Source organism: Pararhizobium sp. PWRC1-1 (assembly GCF_049897905.1).
Taxonomy (GTDB): Bacteria; Pseudomonadota; Alphaproteobacteria; order Rhizobiales; family Rhizobiaceae; genus Pararhizobium.
Map to the genome: position 1 here is coordinate 296873 of NZ_JAFCXE010000001.1, position 18785 is coordinate 315657.

Sequence of the window (18785 nt, forward strand, 5' to 3'; positions counted from 1 at the left end):
CGTTTCGCCTCAAAGTAAAAAGGTGACTAGGGAAAGGGTTCGGCGGAAAATCCAATCGACATCGACAGTTCCGCGACTAATCGCAGTGGGTCAGCCGGTAATTTCCAGACGTTCCTTTGAGCTGTCGGGAGCGGAAAGACCGGCTAAAAGGGTTTTCAGACGTCCCCCTTCCAGGCGTCTTTCCTTTTTAAGCGCTTGGGCGACAGCGATCAACGCGTTGAGATTTGCCTCCAGCAGCCTCTTTGCGCGCGAATATTCGATAGCCAGGACGAAGTCGACGTCCGCTCGGAGTTTGGGTGAGCCTTCGAAAACCTTGTAAACTGGACGGTCGACATCGTCAGGGAATACCGAGAGCCGCTTCCCGAGCCCAAACCGAGCAACCATGAGAGCTGCGGCATCGGTCGCAGTTGTAATGTCGCTTCCCCGCGAGCCACCGGCCGTGGTGGAGCGATTTGCAAAGACAATCTCTTCACCGGCCATCCCGGCTAAACTGATTGCAATGTCCCAACGGAACCACTGCTCGGTCCTCAGAGCAGGGATCGGGCAATCTGACGAAGTCCGACCAAGTGCATCGTGTGCCTCAACAAAGTCATGCGTGTCATCGAACACCTCGACAGAGGTCACGCTTCCTAGATTAGAGAGTTCGGTCACCACCGCATGTGCGGCTTCGTGAATGCAAATGCGCCACCGGTCTTCGTCGCTGAGCGATGGCTGTCTTGGTACGACAGCCCAGATGTCCTCGATCATCAGCTTTCGGTTCTCAGTGCGCGCCCGCTGTTTTGCTTTACGAACCAGGCGCTCCAGATCGGCTCCTGTCTGACCGTTTAGTTGCCGGGCGACCTCATAGAGTTCCTTGAGGGCATCGAGCGCGGGCAGGTAAAACTGAAGTATTTGCGCGCGCTCATGTGTACTTGGCCGCTTCATTTCGACGTGCGTTTCCAGGCGTCCTGATCGCAGGAGAGCTGGGTCAAGGGCCTGAGGAAAATTCGTTGCAGCGACGACGACGACACCCTCGCGCCCGGCCACGCCGTCCAACGATTCGAGAAGGCCGTTTACAACTTCGATGCAGTAGTTTTTGTTGTCGCCGGAAAACGAACGACGATCCCCGACGCTGTCGATCTCGTCGATCAGCAAAATCGAAGGCGCTCTGTCGCGTGCCTCGGCGAAATCAAGTCGCATGGCTTTGAGCAGGTCACCCAAGTGACCGGTGCTCTGCCATTTGGAAAGCGACGTTGGCACTAAATGTGCACCACATTCAGAAGCGAGTGATGCCGCAAACGAAGTCTTGCCCGTTCCCGGCGGGCCGTACAAAAGGATACCTCTATCCAGATCGGACCAATCCAATTGACCAGCTCGCCACAGGCGGAGATCGCTTTTGAACTTCAGGCCCCATTTCCCGGCTTCACCGTACGAAGCCAGCGGTATCAATCTTGGGCCCTTTGCCGGTTTCGTCGAAAGGCGTTCGAGCCTGGTCAGCGCAGCAGCTGTCGACCGCCCTCTACGGAAAATGGAATCGATGAATGCAGGGTCATGTTGTCTGATCTGTTCCTTGTCCTGCTTCGAAAGTAAACCTGTATCCAGCTGCCTCGCGAGGCTGTCGAGATGTCGATCATCAAGGATTTCAAGATCGACGATGGAATCGGCGCTGATTTCGAATTCCGGATGCATTTCCGCGCCGCGCGGGAGGAATATAATGACCTTCTGAGCATCGAGATAGCCGCTTGGGCTAAAGTCCCAGCTTCCCTTTTTTGTCCGGGGCGGGTGACAAAAGGTCTTCAACCTGGAGAGGCCCCGTTCACCCGATTTCAAGCAAAGATCGGCAACATAGTCAAAATCGCCGATGGGCCAGTTACGCGGCACAGTTATCACCACGACTGATGTCGCTTCGGTAAAAAAATCCCTCTGCTGTCTCATGAGCCTGACGAAGGCGCAGAACGCTAAAAATTTCCTTGGGCTTGCCGCTAAAGCGGTTGGGGCCGACCGACGGCTAAGCTTTGCCGGGGTTCGGGAAATTACGGCCCGGAGGTTAGATGTCGCGTCCATAAGGTGCTGGATCGCATCGTCAAGCAAATCCTGGTTGGGATCGGATTTCACTGATTGTTGCCTCCAATCAATGGGCGGCCTAGTCGATACCAACGGGTGAGCGTACGCGCGAGTTGCCAGTGTTCGTCCCAATAAACAATTTCTGTTGTCGCCGCTGGCTTCCCATCGTTCACGCTAGGATGCCCGAGGACGGTCCCCAACAGGATTGGGACGGCACGTTTCGCAATCATCCAGTCTGAAATTAAGACTTCGGGTGCGACAGATTCGGGTCCATCCCGGCCAATCTGTTCGAGGTCGTTTGCCAGACGTCTGTAAATTTCAATCATCTCTCTAGGAGCTGAAATTTCGAGATCGAGGGTGTGTGAGAGCATGTGACCTCCGGTGATTCTGTTGAATACGGCGATACCGACTTCGTCGGCGCATTCATTTTGAATACTTTAATGTTCATAATGTCAACAATAGCATTCAATCTGAATAATGTTGACATTTTTTCCTCCCGCGCGTTTTTCGCCTTCATGGCCATTATTCCGACTGCAGAAATTTTGCGCGCTGCCAGGGCTTTGCTCGGATGGAACCAGCGTCAGCTAGCCGCTTCAGCAGGCGTGGCTCGGCCCACCGTGCATAAATTAGAAACTCGTGGAGTAATGCGGGGGGAAAATGCGCGCGAGACTGGGGACAATGCCACGCTCGAATCTGTGGAGGCACTTGTTCAGGCCTACCAAGCTCAAGGAATAGAGTTCATCGAGGCCACGTCATCGACTGGGTCTGGTGTTCGTTGGCGGACGCCGGACGGTAGAACTGGAGAAGACCCCTCAGAAGAATCCGTCAAGAAAAAGAAATAGGCCGACTATTTTCTTTGGGCGCGCGCCCGAAGGGCCGAGGGCGGGGCGCGTTAGCGAACCCCTTTTGGACGACGATGTTAACGAGCACGTGCGGTGGGCATGCTTCATTATTTCGGGCTGCCCGCAAGCTATCGACGACGGAATTGGACTGAGCGCGCAGGCAGTACCTCGTGCCGTGACACAGTAGATTCGTATTATTTCGAATTGTCACTTCGGCAACCGACCGTTGTCGCTGACCACGCGAAGGTGCGTCGCCGGTTTGGGAGACAGATCGATCAGGCCTCCAGGATTATAATCTGGGTTGTTCATAGCCCAGGAGAGCATGCCGTACATCTGGCTCTCCTTCGGCACCTCTGCGAAAACCTTCATCGCCGTCCCGCAAAGTTGGATACGCTCGTCATCCATCATATCCTTGCTCTGCAGAAGCATTTCCCAAATCTTCATGATCTTGCTCCGCTTCCGTGAGCTTTCAAGTCCTGTTGAATGGACCACGGCCAGATTAGTGTAATGCTTGGTCGTGGTCGTAACCTTCGAATGTCCGAGTCCCGTTGCAACTTCGTCGAGAACTGTGTTCAGAACCGCGTGCGTGAAGTAGCCAAAACGATCAAGGTTCCGATTAAGGATTTTCGCAGCAAGGTTCGTGGCATAATTTTTCCTGAGATCATGCCCGCTTCCGGCGACATCGGCGGCCTTGAAGGCTTTCAGCATGATGTCGCTGACAGCCCCGGCCGTGAGGGCATCACTGGTTTTGAAAGAGAGGAACAGCGTGTCCTCCGGCTCGTAGGTGGGATCGACAGTCTGCCATTGCTTGATCAGAACGGCCCGGCCGCCCCATACCACGACAGTAAGGAGGTCATATATCAGGTCGATCATAAACCCGGCATGGCGGACCTTCCGGCCTTTCCCCTTAATCTTGACGCCGATGTAGAGCCTTTTTCGTTTCACCTCAAAATGCTTTAGTCCCTTGAGAACGATGTCCTGAGCGGCGATATCGTTCGTAAGCTCGGCTAGCGACACAATGCTTCGCGCACGGTCTCGTCCCAATCCCTTGAAAATCCCTTCATTCGCCAGCGCCTTGGTGAGGTCTGTCAACTTCAGCTCTGGGACCTCATCAGCCCTAAGACCAGCACCCACCATCAACCGTCCCATCGCCCAATCGCGTTCGCGTTTAATCACCGGGTCGATGTATGAGATTTGGCTGCTGGAGATCGGCTTCGATGGAGAACGCAGTTCAAGAAGGACCCTGTCGCACTGGTCGTTGTCCGGCACCGTGAGGTCCGGCGTCGAGTGTTTGATCGCCCTGGAGCCAGACCAGACAGTTATTGGCTCTCCACTTCTTGTGCGAATGCGCTTGGTGGTGATCGGGTACCGGCGCAGATTGCTTCTTTTGTTTCGGCCGACGAAGTCCGGCGTGACCGCCCCGTCCTCAAGGCGCTGCATGGCATCCGCAACATGAAGGTAGAAATGATACACGCTACGCAATTTTTTTTCGCGCTGCTCTTCACTGACGCCTTCGTCCGCCTGCCGCTGCCGCCAGCGGTGCATGACAAAGTCATCGGCTTGATACCAGGGTATTCCTTCGCCAGCCAGGAACGAAAACCACTCGCGTAACATGTAGGCACGCGGCTCCATGGAACTGGCTTGCTCCAGGTTCAGTCTGCAGAGATATCCAAAATAGAATATCAAGGGCTGGCAAAGCCTACCATCCGGCCACCTTATGATAGGCATGCCGGATTGCACTTCACCAAACCAATGGAACGTTTCGGTTCCAAAGCTCATTCTGAAATCGCTGGTCGAAACGACTTTAGCTAGCTCTAATACTTTTTCCGGCATTGTTCATCGCTCTATAGAGTTGATCCATCAAATCGAGAATTTGTGCTTCCAGATTCTCGATAACTCTCTTCTGGTCATCGATCTGTTTTTGTAGGGAATATTTCTTTCCCTTTCTGATGATGTCCAGGCCAGCCTCTGCCGACTCGTAGATGAGAAACAGGTCACCATAGGTCCCGTCCGGACTGTCAATATCCGGGACGCTCCAGGGCCAGAGACCTCGATCAGGGTCCGACCAGCGCCTAAGGGCCGTCGGGGTCTTGTATTCCTTAGGCAAAATCGCGTCGCGCAGGTCTTGGTCATCCATCATGTCGACCAGCAGAGTGACCTTCCTGACAAAGGAGACGAGCGTACGCTTTCCCTTCAAAAGGGGCGCTGTCCTGAACAGCTCCTCCTTGGTCAGCTCACGGTCCCACGTCTCGTTGCGCTTGGAACTGTCGACGCCAAATACCTTGTTGAAAATCCCCAATCTGTTTCGAAGCATTTCCGAGTTTTCCAGGCCAATCGGCTGCTTCTTGCGAACTTTGACCGTGACTTTTTTTGCCTTCTTCGATTTCTGTTTTGCCATTGCAGCTAAGCTCTCCTCGCAGCCAGTTCTGCCGCCTGGTATGCCGCCATCATCTGATCATACTGGGCTTGTCTGGCACTAGCTGCCACCTCATGCGGTGCTGTCTCAATGGTCGCCTTGACCGCTGCCATCTTCTCTTGGATGGCACGCTGGTTCGACCGGAATATCACCCCATAGATGCAGGTCAGGCACGGGTATGCGCCGCTGAAAGCCAAGTTGACCTTCGCGTTCCGGCCTTCCGGCTGATCGGACTTCCATGGAGACCGACCCGCCGCTGCAAGCTTGTTGCACTCCGCAAGAGAAAGGTTGTCGCCTCCGTTGAGATTCGCAGTGCAGTGCGCGACACCCTCTGGTACCGGTTCCAAGGAGCTATTGGCTGCCTGCCGTTTCACGCGTATGTAAAGAGCCTCTTGAAACGTCTCCTCATCATTCACACCAGACCTTATGCGGATATCGGCGGCCGCTGCTTCGATCATGGCTTCCCGGTCCATTATCAGCCGCTTCACACCGTGGCCGATAGCTTCGTCAAGACCATGCTTGCCTTTTGCCAGCATTCGATAGGCATATGCTTCCACACGTACCTCATCGAATTCGGCCTTCATCCCTCTAAGGTTACCAAGTTCTTCCTCTATACTCGCGATCCAAGCTTTGAGTTCTTTGTTCTTGGTGATCTTTACAACTTCGGACCGCGCTCGAAGCTCATTTTCAAGTTGCCCGATAGCGCCTGATATCGCCTCTGTAAGATAGATACGGGTCATTTCCGGGTCAAAGTGCCTCAAAAGATGTGCAACGTTGTCCAGCTGGCCCCAGTCGTTACCATAATAGTAGTAAATGGCTGCTCCGCGACGGAGTTGGTGACTTGAGAAATTCCACTCCGATTCACCCTCGGGCGGCGGTATTTCGTTGTACGCAGCAAACGCCTTGAGATTTGCAGTGAATTCAAAAAACACCGGGGTGTCCAGCTTCATTACGTGGAACAGGGGCGAGGGCTTATTAGATGCTCCGGGTTCGCTAGAAGCAGCCTTCAAAATATCCACGGCGGCGACGACCATCTGCGGAACTGGAACAATGTCGGTCCTCTGGAGGGTCTTCAATATATGAACATTGAGGTAATACAGTGCTCCAACCTGAGAAATGCAGTCGGACATGAGCATCGAAATCTCGCCGCCTCGCCTGGCTGAAAAGCATGCGATGATGATCGCACAGGCGGTCATCAGGTGCTTCATGGCATCGCCTAAGGAGATACGATCAAATTTGCCTTCCGCGTCGAAAACGGAAATCGTCCACCCGTGATGCAGTTTCGGCGCTCCTTCGGGACGGATTTTGTCGAAATGAGAGGTGAAATTCTTCTTATGGGCAGCCCAGTATTTGTGCTTGAAACCCCGGCGGGTCCCAGCGGCCTCCAAGATGTACTCGCCGTATTCAAAGGCCCATTTGCACGCGGTTTGAAGAAGCCTGATAAAGTCCTCTGGTGCCAACGTTCCTGTGCGTTCAATAAGGCGCGGGTTCAAGCTACGAACCGTTTGTTTCAGGGTGAGTTTCTCAAACGGGTTGAAAGAAAGCCCTCCAACCGGCAAGAGACCAGAAACAGTGAGCCTGTGAATTAACCTCCATAGAATTAGCAGCTTTGTGACGGTTGCCTCGGAGTAGTCGTCTCGCGTCTTTTTATCGTCGGTGCGACTGATTGAGTTTACTAATCTCTCTGTCAGCGGATGTTCAAGAGAACTTAGTCTGTCAGCCAGCTCAATAACAAACGGCCTGGAGGAGGATAGCGCAAGCTTTGTTGTGCCGAGAAGGTCAGCCAAAAGCTCCCAATCGAATAACTGCTTTTTATTTTTTTCTGCGGGCCTATAAAATTCGTCTAGCGTACGTTTGCCGGAGTATAGGTCACTAAGGACCTGATCAAGCCGTTCATGTATCGGAAGCGCTCCAAGCGAATTACCCTTGAGAGTTTCGAGATACGCATCGTAATGCTCCTTTCGCAGCAAATCATTTCTTTCGATCCCCAGGGAGAGCCGCCATCTTACCAACCTGTCATAAAACTGGCCGCGTATTTGCAGCGCCTTGACAGAAAACATTCGTGATTCACCCGCGCCAAGGCCGACGAGTATCAGAATCTTCTTAACCACATAATCGGAGCGCAAATGCGGGGCGTCCATTCTAACCCCACCACTCGCGACTACATTGTCGAAGCTAAACCAAGCAAGGCGCGTTCTGTGGCGTCCAATGTGCGACTCAACCCCCCAGTGGCTATGGTGGATGCTCCGGTCCTTCCCGTAACACAGTGGCCCGTCCTCAGTCGCTTTTGTGACATGGACGACGTCGGGCAGAGTGAAGCGGTTCAACATCTTTTCGATGTCGGTCTCGTGGTTCATGAGCCAAGAGTCAGTCATGTCAAATCTCCAACATCAAGGGAACGGTCAGTTCACCCGACTTAATTTTGGCATTGGCAATACGAGCAGCGGTTCGGTATTCCCTGCCCAACTGCTTCCCACTAAGTTGTCTGCCGTATCCTTTAATGATGCCCAGCAACGCTTCGCCTTGTACCTCCCAACGATGCTGACTTACCTGATACCTCTGTTGTTTCACTCCCTTGTGCGCAAGGAATAGATCGATGTAATTCTTCTGATTTGGCACGAAGATGTAATCGTCCGTGACCTCGCCATCCAACTCCATCTGCTCCAGCCCGCAAGCTGCCGTGATGCCTGTCAGCACCCCGAACATTCGAAACCATTCTCGGTTTTTGTCTGGAATGGAGAGCTTGAAAGCAATTTTATCGTTGAGAAGAATTTCCTGGATGCAGCCCTGCCAAAACCGCGCAGGCTCTTCGTAGGTCCTGGTAGCTTGCGCACCGATAATGTAGTGCTGCTGTAGTATATTGCCCGACCGATGCCCGGCTATCTCGCTAATGAAGCTAGGCTCTAAGCCTGCTGAAGACATGCTGTTTAGAAAGGACTTGCGTATAGCGGAGAAATTCACCCCCGGCCTCTTAAACGGACTATCAGCTGGCATCAAAATACCGATGTCGCGATCCGCGACCTGCACTCCGATAGCCCTTTGACTGAGGGCATAGAAGAATAGGTCTTTCGTCTTTTCGTTCGTCCAAGAACGGCTCAGAGTTTGCATCGCCTGGTATCTTTGAAGAAGGTCAAGCAACTCGCTTTTAAGGTCCAGGCGAAACAGCTCGTCACCTTTTTCGACCTTGAGGCTGGCCGACAAATCATCCCATTCTGAAGAGAAGTTTGTTGCTGCCAGGCCTCTGATAAGTTCGGCATTGGAAGGGTCGGCATGGACTACGTGCCCGGCACGGTTCTTCAGTGATGCGAGAACCCGGTTTGAACCAATAAAGATTTCTTTATCGGTTCGATACGCAAACGGCTGCGCGGGCAGATATTGGATGGGCTGTCTGTTCCAACCCGTATCGCAACAGAAGATTGTGTGGATCGCTTGATTCAGCCGGTAGGTGGGAGCGATGCATGAAAGAATCAGGTCGGCTACCAACGTAAATTGCAGCTGATCGGTTTTGAATTCGATATCGAGGCCGAGGCCCTGCCAAACGGCTGGATTTGCCAATGATACGATAACCGCGCTTTTTTCTTCACCCCAGCTTTGCGAGAACTGTGAGTAGCCGTGGGTCGACCATGAGGCAATCTCATCCTCGATCAGCGTGCGGATATCATGCCGGGCAGTATTTTGAGTAGGGGCGGGCTCATGAAGAATCCTCTGACCAAAGGCATAGATTTTCTCGTATCGCTTAAATATCTCCAAAGCTGCTGCCCGCAAGATGGCAATCCCAGTCGCATCGCGTCTGGATGGATCGAGATTCTCGAATTCTTTCCAGTCCAGTTCGCCGAGTGAGCGTCGGCCCGTGCTGTCTTTATGAGCGCCAAGAGGCATCAACCTTGGATCGATCAGTGGAAAACTGTTTTCGTCGATTTCCCGAAGCCGGTCGATTGCTGTCAAAAGGTGGTTGCGCTGCGCGCGAACGCTCGTTGACTTCCATTTTTTTGTTTCCAAAAGAGCCGTTGTCCAGCTCGCAATGCAGCGGTGTACCCGCCTTATGGTGGCCAAGTCATCCACATCGCGGTCGTCATTTGCTAGGTAGCTCTTCGTCCACTCGGCATCTTCGGTGGCGGCTGCTGCGACCCAAGCGAAGAACCTCCGCGCTCCCGCTGTTTTCGTCCCGGAGCCGACCAGGTCGCTAATCTGCTCGACGATCCGGTATTGTAAGTCTTTTCGTATTTCAGTCCACGTTGGTATCTGCTCAAGGGCGGCTGCCATTCTGCTTCCTATTGCGAAGGTATATAAAAGACGCTATATGTTCTCTCGCAATAAATTGAATTTATTGCGAAAAAGTTATAGGCGTCTGATACCTTCTGTTTGTGTAAAACGGGAAAATGAATTCGTTTCGCAGTGGGGCCATGATTTTCGCCCGGAATACCGGGAGCTGGGGCAGCTTGCCGAGCATTATCCCGGCGTGCCGCGTTTGGCGCTGACGGCAACAGCCGATCCGCACACGCGCGAAGACATTATCGACAAGCTCGGCCTGCGGTCTGCCGAAGTCTTTACCACCTCGTTCGACCGGCCCAACATCGCCTATGAAATCGTCGAGCGCGACCAGCCGCGCCAGCAGCTCCTGCGCTTCCTGTCGCGCCACACGGGTTCGAGCGGCATCGTCTATTGCCTGTCGCGCGCCAAGGTCGAGGACACCGCCGAATGGCTGAACGGGCAGGGGATACGGTCGCTTGCCTATCATGCCGGCATGGACCGGGCGGTGCGTGATGCCAATCAGGATGCCTTCCTCAAGGAGGAAGACCTTTGCCTGGTGGCGACCGTCGCTTTCGGCATGGGCATCGACAAGCCGAACGTGCGCTATGTCGCCCATCTCGATTTGCCGGGCTCGGTCGAGGCCTATTATCAGGAAACCGGCCGTGCCGGGCGCGACGGGCTGCCGTCGAATGTCTGGATGGCCTATGGCATGGCCGATGTCATCCAGCGCGGCCGGATGATCGACGGCGGCACGTCGGGCGATGATATCAAGCGGGTCGAGCGTGCCAAGCTGAACGCGCTGCTGGCCATCTGCGAGACGCCTGGCTGCCGGCGGCAATCGATCCTTGCCCATTTCGGCGAGGCGCATGGCGGAGGGTGCGGCAATTGCGATACCTGCATCAATCCGGTCGAAACCTGGGATGGAACAGATGCGGCGATCAAGGCGCTGGCGGCGATCTACCGTACCGGCGAACGGTTCGGCACCGGCCACCTGATCGATGTGCTCTTGGGCACAGAGAACGAAAAGACCGAGCGCTTCGGCCATAGCAAGATGCCGGTCTTCGGCGCCGGCAAGGATATTCCATCGAAAACCTGGCAATCGGTCTATCGCCAGCTGCTCGCCGCCGGCCTGATCAGCGTCGATCACGAGGCATTCGGTGCGCTGAAGCTGGAGGAGGGTGCCCGTGCCGTCTTCAAGCGAGAGCGCGAGGTCCGGTTCCGCAAGGACCGGCCGGTCACCGGCAAGGGCAAGGGCAAGAACGCCCGGCAATCGCCGGCATCCGGCGCCAAGTCGGCTTTGTCGGGCTCGGATGCGGAGCTGTTCGAGGCCTTGCGCCGGGCGCGTTCCGGCATCGCCAAGGAACTGGGCGTGCCGCCCTATGTCGTCTTCCCCGATACGACGCTCATCGCCTTCGCAACCGCCCGCCCGCACGATCACGACGCTCTTCTGGGCATTTCCGGCGTCGGCCAGTCCAAGCTGGAACGCTATGGCGACGCGTTCCTCGATGTCATCCGGGGATTTGACTGACGATCTGTTTGTTCGCACCTGACCAAAATCGGAAATTTATAGAATCGAGAGATGACACGAAAGCAGAAACTGGGATTGCTATTTTTACATGCACTTCCACTCGATGGTTCGATGTGGGCCGGGCAAAGTAACCTGCTGCCGAATTCAACCTACATGCCCACACTCTATCCCCTTGGCAATTCAATCGAAGCATGGGCGGCGGCAGCTTTGACGTATGCAAAGGAGGAGCGCCTTGTCGTCGTGGGCTGTTCGGTCGGTGGCTCCTGCGCGCTGGAAATAGCGGCCGCTCATCCAGAGAGGGTTGCAGTCTTGGTGTTGATCGGAACGAAGGCTAATCGCCGGCCCGATCCGCAAATGTATGCATCGGCCCTCGAAACGATTGAGAAACAGGGATTGGAGGCGGCCTGGAAAACTTTTTGGGAACCCTTGTTTGCAAAGAGCGCAAGTATGTCAGTGATAAATGCTGCGAGGGATATATTTCTCCGGCAATCTGCGCATGACGTAGCAAACGGAATCGCGGTCTTTCATACACGGCCAAGCTACGGCCAAACGCTTTCGACGTTTTCAGGACCTGTTACCATTGTGTCCGGTGAAGAGGATATCGCACCTGGTCTTAAAGTGAGTGCGGCACAGGCAAGCTCTGCTCGCAAGGGAACCTTGATAACCATTCCTGATTGCGGCCATTACGTGCCGCTGGAAAAGCCTAAGCGTTTGAACGAAATCCTGAGAGATGTCATATCCGCTCAGTATCGTTCTTAACCCCACATTGTTCGCGGATTTGAATTCGCGGATTTGACTGCCGGGTTGGCTAAGTCAGTTCGATGTCGATCTGGGTTGCCTCGTCTGCGATTTGCTGCAGCTTTTCGAGAAACGAGCCGCCGGTCAATATCCGTAGCGAATTCATCTGGCCTGTATTGGTGAAGACCAGCCTCACAGGACCGGGCCAGCCTGGGCCACCACCTTCGACGGCATCCCAGAAGGCGTCCAGATTGCGGCCGAACAGGTTGGCATCCGCCGGCTGAGTGGCGTCGAGATAGCGTTGCCAGAATTCGCCAACATCGGTCACTCCAGCGCAGTCGATGGAGATGATTCTGACGGCGTCGCCGAAGGCGTTGCCTTTACCCGTGCTCATGCTGCCATCCCCTCTGTTGTGTTCTGCTACATCCTGACTGTCATGCCGCCATCTACCGTCAGCACATGGCCGTTGACGAAGGATGCGGCGTCGCTGGCGAGGAAGAGGGCAGCACCGGCGATCTCGTCCGGCCGGCCCCAGCGTTGCGCCGGGATGCGCTGGCGAACGAAGGGCATCAGGTCCTCATTGGCGGCCATCGCCGCATTGGTCTCAGTGGCAAACCAGCCCGGCGCGATCGCATTGCTGGTAATGCCATGTGGGCCGAATTCGACCGCCATCGAGCGCATCAGGCCGGTCAGTCCCTGTGTGGCGACCGGATAGATGCCGTCGCCCGGCATCGCCACCTGGCCGTTGATCGAGGTGATCGAGATCAGCCGTCCGTGCGCGTTCTTCTTCATGATCGCGGCCGCATCGCGCGACAGGGTGAGGGCGGCGATCAGGTCGGTCTGGATCAGGTCGATCACCGCATCGTCGTCGAATGCGGCCAGCGGCCGCCGGTCGCGGGCGCCGACATTGTTGACGAGGATATCGAGCCGTCCATGCCGCTTTTCGATCCCGGCAAGCGTGTCACGCTGCGCTTCGCGGTCGGTGATGTCGAAGGCCGCCGCCTCGGCGCTGCCGCCAGCCTTTGTGATCGCGGTCACGGCATCATCAAGCGTCGCCACAGTGCGCCCATTGATGACGGCATGCGCTCCGGCCTCGGCCAGCGCCCGGGCAATTTCCAGCCCAAGCCCGCGCCCGCCACCGGTGACGAGCGCGACCCGGCCGTTCAGGGAAAATCTGTCGAAGATTGTCATGGCTTCCTCGCCATAGGAAAGAGATGTCTCATCGACACCAAAATACTTGACTTGGTCAACTATTTTTTCTGCCCGTGAACCTTTTTGCCGAGGCTTGCGGCTGGCTTCATACGATCATTGCGCCGATGGAACGGGGCAGCTCAGATCGCCTTCCTCGCAGGCGAGATAGGTCTGCAGATCCTTCGCCCGCGTCTGTGTCAGTCCGTCGAGGCACATGGAATGGATCATCGGATAGGCGCTTGCGCCTGCCACGCCGGAGGACGAGAAAGCGCATTCGGCATCGCGGAAGGCAACCCAGGCGCGTTGCGCCGTCACCAGAAGCTTGGTCTTGTCCGCATCGTCCTTCAGCCGCGTCGCGATCTGTTTATAGAGATCGTTCAACTGCGTGTCTGATTTTTTGAAGGCCTCGCTGGCGCAGACATCCATCGTCGTCTGATCCTGCGCATTGGCGCAATCGTCGGCGGCATGTGCGGTGCCCGTCGCAAGCATTGCCAGAGCCGCGAGCAAGAGTGTGCGTTTCATCGGCAGCCTCCGTTGATGGGTGCGGCCTTGCCGCTCGCGGCAATCTAGGCATGTGCCGCAGAGCGCGGCAACAGAAAATATCGATCTACCTTTCAGGGAGATGTCCCGAACTGTTGTAGCCGGCCCTGTTCGAAACAATGCGCGTCGCGGATGGGCAAGAGTGGCAGACCACCCTGTCGTGCCAACGCCGAGTCCTGACGCTGTCTTTCGCTGTCATGTGGATCGGAATATGATAGGTCTCCATCGCAAACCGATCTCAAATTCTAGAAAGCGGCCTTCATGACGTCAGCCTTCATCACTCACCTTTCCTCCGAACTTGAGGGACTGAAGTCCGCAGGGCTTTACAAGACCGAGCGGGTGATCGTGTCCAAGCAGGCTGGCGAAATCGAGGTTGCTTCTGGCGCGAAAGTGTTGAACTTCTGCGCCAACAACTATCTCGGCCTTGCCGACAATGCCGAGTTGATCGAGGCCGGCAAACAGGCGCTGGATCGCTACGGCTACGGCATGGCCTCGGTCCGCTTTATCTGCGGCACGCAGGAGGAGCACAAGCAGCTCGAGGCGCGCATCTCGTCGTTTCTTGGGCTTGAAGACACGATCCTCTACTCCTCCTGTTTCGATGCCAATGGCGGCCTGTTCGAGACGCTGCTCAACGAGGAAGACGCGATCATCTCCGATGCGCTCAACCACGCCTCGATCATTGATGGCGTGCGCCTCTCCAAAGCCAAACGCTTCCGCTATGCCAACAACGATATGGCGGCGCTCGAAGAAGAGTTGAAGAAGGCCGAAGGCTCGCGCTTCAAGCTGATCGCCACCGACGGCGTCTTCTCGATGGACGGTATCATCGCCAACCTGCAGGGCGTGTGTGACCTCGCCGACAAGTACGGCGCCATGGTCATGGTCGATGACAGCCATGCGGTCGGTTTCGTCGGCAAACATGGCCGTGGCTCGGCCGAATATTGCGGCGTCGAGGGTAGGGTGGATATCATCACCGGCACGCTCGGCAAGGCGCTCGGCGGCGCGTCCGGCGGTTACACGTCGGCAAAGGCCGAGGTGGTCGACTGGCTGCGCCAGCGTTCGCGTCCCTATCTGTTCTCCAACACGCTCGCCCCGGTGATTGCGGCGGCCTCGCTGAAGGTGTTCGACCTGATCGACAATGGCGACGCACTGCGCGCCCGCCTTGAAGCCAACGCCACCTTGTTCCGTACCGAGATGAGCACGCTCGGCTTCACGCTCGCCGGCGAAGGTCATCCGATCATCCCGGTGATGCTGGGTGATGCGTCGCTTGCGCAGGCTTTTGCGGCAAGGATGCTGGAAAAAGGCGTCTATGTCGTCGGCTTTGCCTTCCCGGTCGTGCCGAAGGGCCAGGCCCGCATCCGCACCCAGATGTCGGCCGCCCACAGCGAGGCGGATGTGCGCCGGGCGATTGCGGTGTTCGAAGAGGTTGGCCGGGAGCTTGGCGTGATCTGAGATACTTACCTCCCCCTTGAGGGGGGAGGTCGCAGCGAAGCTGCGGGTGGGGGTGACCCGTTGGATATCGCGGAAGATCACCCCACCCCGTCGCTGCGCGCCGACCCTCCCCCTCAAGGGGAGGGTGGAAGACGACCGCCACTTGCAGACTATAAAAATATTCTGAGGAACCACCGATGACAAACATGATGAAGGCGCTCGTCAAATCCAAAGCTGAAATCGGCCTGTGGATGGAGCATGTGCCGGTGCCGGAGCCCGGTCCCAATGACGTGCTGATCAAGGTGAAGAAGTCCGCCATCTGCGGCACCGACGTGCATATCTGGAACTGGGACCAGTGGGCGCAAAAGACCATTCCGGTGCCGATGGTCGTCGGCCATGAGTTCGTCGGCGTGATTGCCGAGGTCGGCTCGGCCGTTACCAAATACCATGTCGGGGAGCGCGTCTCGGGCGAGGGCCATATCGTCTGCGGAAAGTGCCGCAATTGCCGTGCCGGCCGCGGGCATCTGTGCCGCAATACGCTCGGCGTCGGCGTGCATCGCCCCGGCTCCTTCGGCGAATATGTCTGCATCCCGGAATACAATGTCGTCGCCATTCCCGACGAGGTGCCGGACGAGGTCGCCGCCATCTTCGATCCGTTCGGCAATGCCGTGCACACGGCACTCTCCTTCGACGTCGTCGGCGAGGATGTGCTGGTCACCGGCGCCGGGCCGATCGGCATCATGGGTGCCATGGTCGCCAAGCGGTCTGGCGCGCGCAAGGTCGTCATCACCGACATCAATCCGGTGCGGCTGGCATTGGCCGAAAAGATGGGCATCGATTACGTCGTCGATGCGTCGAAGGAAAACCTGTCGGATGTGATGAAGCGTATCGGCATGACCGAAGGGTTCGATGTCGGGCTGGAAATGTCGGGAGCTGCCCCTGCCTTCCGCGACATGATCGACAAGATGAACAATGGCGGCAAGATCGCCATTCTCGGCATCGCGCCAACCGGCTTCGAAATCGACTGGAACAAGGTGATCTTCAAGATGCTCAACCTCAAGGGCATCTATGGCCGCGAGATGTTCGAGACCTGGTACAAGATGATCGCCTTCGTGCAAGGCGGCCTCGACCTGTCGCCGATCATCACCCACCGCATCGGCATCGACGATTTCCGCGACGGGTTCGAGGCCATGCGCTCGGGCAATTCCGGCAAGGTCGTCATGGACTGGTAGGGCAGGTGAGGGTGTGCAGGCAGGGGGCGGGGCACTCTATTCGATCACTTCCCGTGGATAGACACCCCAGAGTTTTGTCTGGGCGACGTAACCGCTGAGCCGTGGCCGTTGGATGGCGGCGTGACACCACGAGCCGCTACAGTCGCTGATCTTCACAATGACGCCCGGCTGCAGTAGCGCCGTGATCCCGGCGTTCTGGGCCGGGCTGTGCCGGAGGCTGGCGCCCTCCTTCAGCCATGGCGCGATGATGGCGGTGCGCTGGCCCGACAGGAGAGCCGCGTGCATCCAGCCGGATGATCCGTCATGATCGCGCACCAGCCGCCAATTGCCCCATTCCTCGATCAGCTCCATCGGCAGGCCTGCGACCATGTAGACAAACCGCACAGGGTAGTCGGTGGAGGGGCCGACGCGCATCCGCGCCGTCTCGCTCTTCAGCGATACAAAACGCGGCAGTTTCAGCCCGGTCAAACGTCCGGTATTGCGGCTGGGGGTCGAGATGGTGTCCCCCGCCGTCCTCTGCGCGGTCGGGTGTGCCGTCGCCGCACAGGCTGCCAGAAACACGATGGCTGCCTTCATCTGTCCTGTCTCCGGTCGCAGGCCGTGCCTGCCATCAGTGGTCCGCTCATTGGCACGCACTTGCCCTTTGCAGCGCCGCCGTCACGCCATTCAGCGAGAACGCATATTGCGTGTTCGTGCCGCGGCTGGAGGTTGCCTGAAGCGTCAGTGTGCTTCCCGACTTCATGGCTGCGACCAGCGCATTGTCGCGATTTTCGCGGCTCGACCATGCGACGTTTGCGCGCGGCGTCATGGCAAAGGTCTCGCCGCCGACCGTTGCAGCCACCTCCGATCCGGCATTCAAACCGTAGCCCATCTGGGCTTGCGGCATGTAGCCGCCGGCACCTTTCGGCGCGACCAGCAGGAAGTTGTTGCCATGGCTGACCCCGGCCGGCTGCACGTCGCGCGGCATGGTCAGCGCGTAGCAGGCGGTCGTGCCGTTGTTGTCGTAGGAATAGACACCCCAGTGGCCGAAAGTCTTGACCATCACCGGCTGCGCCTGGGCTGGAAGGATGGTGCTGGCAAGGGCCAGGGCGGCGAGGATATTCCGGTTGAGGGACATCTGATCTCCGTCATTAAGGGGATTTTGCCTGTATGGCAGGCGGGGATTACGCCCGTAATGAACCGTCCGAAGGTTATCAGAAGGTAAATATTGTCCTCTCTAAAATTTGGGTGCGGCAGGTGAACGCAGCACGTACACGGCTGCCCAGCACCGCCTGAGGCGCCTCTGGCGGGCGACAGGTTATCCCCATCACAACCGTTCACGTTTCCGTTAAGCGGCTTCCCACGCCCGCCCGCGCATGGCAAGCGAGGGGCCTTCGACAAGCAGATGAGGTTTCCCCGATTGATTGATTTGAATGTGTCCCGCCGAACCTTCCTTCAGGCGGGCGGCGCCTTTGCAGCGCTCGGTCTTGCCGGCTGCGCCACCACCACTCAGCCCGTCGTCGCCCCGGTTAAAGCCGAACCCGTCGTGCTGCCCACCGCCGAAAGCGAAATGTACGGCGCCCGGCCTGACGAGCAGTTCCCGCTGCCGGCCGTCCCGCACCAGAAGGTTCCAGCACGGTTTCGCCGCCAATGGGTCGATAACACCACCGGCGAGCGCCCAGGCACGCTGGTCGTCGATACCGCCAATCATTTCCTGTACCTCACCTATGAAAACGGCAAGGCGATGCGCTACGGCGTCGGGCTGGGCCGTGCGGGCTTCGAATGGGCAGGCCGCGGCGTCATCCAGTACAAGCGCAAATGGCCGCGCTGCACCTCGCCTGACGAGATGGTGGCCCGCCGCCCTGATCTCCAACCCTACAGCATTGCCAACGGCGGCATGGACCCGGGCCTGAAAAACCCGCTCGGCGCCCGCGCGCTCTATATCTTCAAGGACGGCGTCGATACGATCTACCGCATCCACGGTTCGCCGGAATGGTGGACGATCGGCAAATCGGTGTCGTCCGGCTGCGTGCGCATGCTCAATCAGGATGTAATCGATCTCCATGACCGCGTGCCCAACCGAACCGAAATCCTGGTGATCGGCGCCACGATGGCCTAGCCGTCCGTGGCGTTGGAATTTGCGTCTTTTTGGGGGGCGATTCAGGCAAGACCTTGACATCGCCACCCGCCGCATCATCTCTCAAGCCACCGGACTTGGGAGGGTTTGATGATCTATTCGGGAAGCTGTCATTGCGGAGCCATCGTCTTTAGGTCGAGGCCGAGATCACGCAGGCGATGGATTGCAATTGTTCGATGTGCCGCAGGCGTGGCGGACTTCTCGCCTTCGTGCCCCGCGAAAACTTCAAGCTTCAGACACCCGCCTCGGCCCTATCGACCTATCAGTTCAACAAGCATGTCATCCAGCATCATTTCTGTGCCAACTGTGGAATTGCGCCCTATGCTGACGGCGAGGGCACGACCGGGCCGATGGCGGCGGTCAATGTCCGCTGCCTCCCGGATGTCGATCTCGAAACCTTGACGATCACCAGGGTCGACGGGCGCAGTTTTTGAGGCGAGGGGAAAGTGTCGAGGGTTGA

16 protein-coding genes and 2 pseudogenes are annotated in these 18785 nt (G+C 57.1%); 7 read left to right on the forward strand and 11 right to left on the reverse strand.

The genetic code is table 11. The annotated features are described in order from the left end of the window. Positions 1 to 90 precede the first annotated feature (90 nt). Positions 91 to 2094 (reverse strand): AAA family ATPase, encoded by a 2004-nt coding sequence (locus ACP7E0_RS01495; RefSeq protein WP_426122500.1) that lies wholly within the window; start codon positions 2092 to 2094, stop codon positions 91 to 93. Then, positions 2091 to 2414 carry a hypothetical protein gene (locus ACP7E0_RS01500; RefSeq protein ID WP_426122501.1) on the reverse strand — a complete coding sequence of 108 codons (324 nt, stop codon included), beginning with the start codon at positions 2412 to 2414 and terminating at the stop codon, positions 2091 to 2093. Before ACP7E0_RS01500 ends, ACP7E0_RS01495 begins: the two co-directional genes overlap by 4 nt. Between ACP7E0_RS01500 and ACP7E0_RS01505 the strand changes: the two genes are divergently transcribed. After that, on the forward strand, positions 2415 to 2885 hold the full coding sequence (locus ACP7E0_RS01505; RefSeq protein ID WP_426122502.1) for a helix-turn-helix domain-containing protein: 471 nt from the start codon (positions 2415 to 2417) through the stop codon (positions 2883 to 2885). Positions 2886 to 3092: 207 nt separating this feature from the next. On the opposite strand, the gene ACP7E0_RS01510 is transcribed toward ACP7E0_RS01505, so the two are convergent. Genes ACP7E0_RS01510 through ACP7E0_RS01525 form a run of 4 tightly spaced genes read right to left on the reverse strand, consistent with a single transcriptional unit; the run spans position 3093 to position 9564 of the window. Further along, positions 3093 to 4718, reverse strand: a complete 1626-nt coding sequence (locus ACP7E0_RS01510; RefSeq protein ID WP_426122503.1) for a hypothetical protein — start codon at positions 4716 to 4718, stop codon at positions 3093 to 3095. Beyond that, positions 4690 to 5283 carry a hypothetical protein gene (locus ACP7E0_RS01515; RefSeq protein ID WP_426122504.1) on the reverse strand — a complete coding sequence of 198 codons (594 nt, stop codon included), beginning with the start codon at positions 5281 to 5283 and terminating at the stop codon, positions 4690 to 4692. Before ACP7E0_RS01515 ends, ACP7E0_RS01510 begins: the two co-directional genes overlap by 29 nt. 5 nt (positions 5284 to 5288) lie before the next feature. Further along, the gene (locus tag ACP7E0_RS01520; protein ID WP_426122506.1) at positions 5289 to 7676 is read right to left on the reverse strand and encodes a hypothetical protein; all 2388 of its coding nucleotides are present in this window, start codon (positions 7674 to 7676) and stop codon (positions 5289 to 5291) included. A gap of 1 nt (position 7677) precedes the next feature. Further along, positions 7678 to 9564, reverse strand: a complete 1887-nt coding sequence (locus ACP7E0_RS01525; protein ID WP_426122508.1) for a hypothetical protein — start codon at positions 9562 to 9564, stop codon at positions 7678 to 7680. A gap of 112 nt (positions 9565 to 9676) precedes the next feature. Between ACP7E0_RS01525 and ACP7E0_RS01530 the strand changes: the two are divergent. Further along, positions 9677 to 11080: pseudogene (locus tag ACP7E0_RS01530) on the forward strand (RecQ family ATP-dependent DNA helicase); the annotation flags it as partial. A gap of 51 nt (positions 11081 to 11131) precedes the next feature. Continuing rightward, entirely contained in the window at positions 11132 to 11839 is a 708-nt protein-coding gene (locus ACP7E0_RS01535; protein WP_426122509.1) for an alpha/beta fold hydrolase, read from the forward strand. A gap of 49 nt (positions 11840 to 11888) precedes the next feature. Here the strand turns inward: ACP7E0_RS01535 and ACP7E0_RS01540 are convergent, their stop codons facing one another. The 3 genes from ACP7E0_RS01540 to ACP7E0_RS01550 form a co-directional block, all read right to left on the reverse strand. Next, positions 11889 to 12212: a barstar family protein gene (locus tag ACP7E0_RS01540; RefSeq protein ID WP_426122510.1), complete on the reverse strand. Its 324-nt coding sequence runs from the start codon at positions 12210 to 12212 to the stop codon at positions 11889 to 11891. A 26-nt stretch (positions 12213 to 12238) separates the two neighbouring features. Then, positions 12239 to 13009 carry an SDR family oxidoreductase gene (locus tag ACP7E0_RS01545; protein ID WP_426122511.1) on the reverse strand — a complete coding sequence of 257 codons (771 nt, stop codon included), beginning with the start codon at positions 13007 to 13009 and terminating at the stop codon, positions 12239 to 12241. A 114-nt stretch (positions 13010 to 13123) separates the two neighbouring features. Then, entirely contained in the window at positions 13124 to 13531 is a 408-nt protein-coding gene (locus tag ACP7E0_RS01550; RefSeq protein WP_426122512.1) for a lysozyme inhibitor LprI family protein, read from the reverse strand. Between the two features lie 279 nt (positions 13532 to 13810). Here ACP7E0_RS01550 and ACP7E0_RS01555 point away from each other — a divergent pair, with 279 nt between their 5' ends. Together ACP7E0_RS01555 and tdh are read left to right on the forward strand one after the other, a co-directional pair. Further along, positions 13811 to 14998: a glycine C-acetyltransferase gene (locus tag ACP7E0_RS01555; RefSeq protein ID WP_426122513.1), complete on the forward strand. Its 1188-nt coding sequence runs from the start codon at positions 13811 to 13813 to the stop codon at positions 14996 to 14998. Positions 14999 to 15174: 176 nt separating this feature from the next. Then, the gene (gene tdh / locus ACP7E0_RS01560) at positions 15175 to 16209 is read left to right on the forward strand and encodes an L-threonine 3-dehydrogenase (protein WP_426122514.1); all 1035 of its coding nucleotides are present in this window, start codon (positions 15175 to 15177) and stop codon (positions 16207 to 16209) included. Between the two features lie 36 nt (positions 16210 to 16245). Here tdh and ACP7E0_RS01565 read toward each other — a convergent pair whose 3' ends face one another. Both ACP7E0_RS01565 and ACP7E0_RS01570 read right to left on the reverse strand, forming a co-directional pair. Further along, positions 16246 to 16785 carry an SH3 domain-containing protein gene (locus ACP7E0_RS01565; RefSeq protein ID WP_426122516.1) on the reverse strand — a complete coding sequence of 180 codons (540 nt, stop codon included), beginning with the start codon at positions 16783 to 16785 and terminating at the stop codon, positions 16246 to 16248. 46 nt (positions 16786 to 16831) lie between these two features. Next, positions 16832 to 17326: an invasion associated locus B family protein gene (locus tag ACP7E0_RS01570; protein ID WP_426122517.1), complete on the reverse strand. Its 495-nt coding sequence runs from the start codon at positions 17324 to 17326 to the stop codon at positions 16832 to 16834. Between the two features lie 282 nt (positions 17327 to 17608). Between ACP7E0_RS01570 and ACP7E0_RS01575 the strand changes: the two genes are divergently transcribed. Both ACP7E0_RS01575 and ACP7E0_RS01580 read left to right on the forward strand, forming a co-directional pair. Further along, positions 17609 to 18307: a L,D-transpeptidase family protein gene (locus ACP7E0_RS01575; protein WP_426122518.1), complete on the forward strand. Its 699-nt coding sequence runs from the start codon at positions 17609 to 17611 to the stop codon at positions 18305 to 18307. Positions 18308 to 18415: 108 nt separating this feature from the next. Further along, positions 18416 to 18759, forward strand: a pseudogene (locus ACP7E0_RS01580) (GFA family protein). Positions 18760 to 18785: the final 26 nt, after the last annotated feature.

Excerpts from the sequence above, each read along its gene's own strand:
- ACP7E0_RS01535 (WP_426122509.1), top strand. The coding sequence starts at position 11,132 with ATGACACGAAAGCAGAAACTGGGATTGCTATTTTTACATGCACTTCCA.
- ACP7E0_RS01500 (WP_426122501.1), bottom strand. The coding sequence starts at position 2,414 with ATGCTCTCACACACCCTCGATCTCGAAATTTCAGCTCCTAGAGAGATG.
- ACP7E0_RS01520 (WP_426122506.1), bottom strand. The coding sequence starts at position 7,676 with ATGACTGACTCTTGGCTCATGAACCACGAGACCGACATCGAAAAGATG.
- ACP7E0_RS01510 (WP_426122503.1), bottom strand. The coding sequence starts at position 4,718 with ATGCCGGAAAAAGTATTAGAGCTAGCTAAAGTCGTTTCGACCAGCGAT.
- ACP7E0_RS01550 (WP_426122512.1), bottom strand. The coding sequence starts at position 13,531 with ATGAAACGCACACTCTTGCTCGCGGCTCTGGCAATGCTTGCGACGGGC.
- ACP7E0_RS01540 (WP_426122510.1), bottom strand. The coding sequence starts at position 12,212 with ATGAGCACGGGTAAAGGCAACGCCTTCGGCGACGCCGTCAGAATCATC.
- ACP7E0_RS01565 (WP_426122516.1), bottom strand. The coding sequence starts at position 16,785 with ATGAAGGCAGCCATCGTGTTTCTGGCAGCCTGTGCGGCGACGGCACAC.
- ACP7E0_RS01555 (WP_426122513.1), top strand. The coding sequence starts at position 13,811 with ATGACGTCAGCCTTCATCACTCACCTTTCCTCCGAACTTGAGGGACTG.
- ACP7E0_RS01570 (WP_426122517.1), bottom strand. The coding sequence starts at position 17,326 with ATGTCCCTCAACCGGAATATCCTCGCCGCCCTGGCCCTTGCCAGCACC.
- ACP7E0_RS01515 (WP_426122504.1), bottom strand. The coding sequence starts at position 5,283 with ATGGCAAAACAGAAATCGAAGAAGGCAAAAAAAGTCACGGTCAAAGTT.
- tdh (WP_426122514.1), top strand. The coding sequence starts at position 15,175 with ATGACAAACATGATGAAGGCGCTCGTCAAATCCAAAGCTGAAATCGGC.
- ACP7E0_RS01545 (WP_426122511.1), bottom strand. The coding sequence starts at position 13,009 with ATGACAATCTTCGACAGATTTTCCCTGAACGGCCGGGTCGCGCTCGTC.
- ACP7E0_RS01525 (WP_426122508.1), bottom strand. The coding sequence starts at position 9,564 with ATGGCAGCCGCCCTTGAGCAGATACCAACGTGGACTGAAATACGAAAA.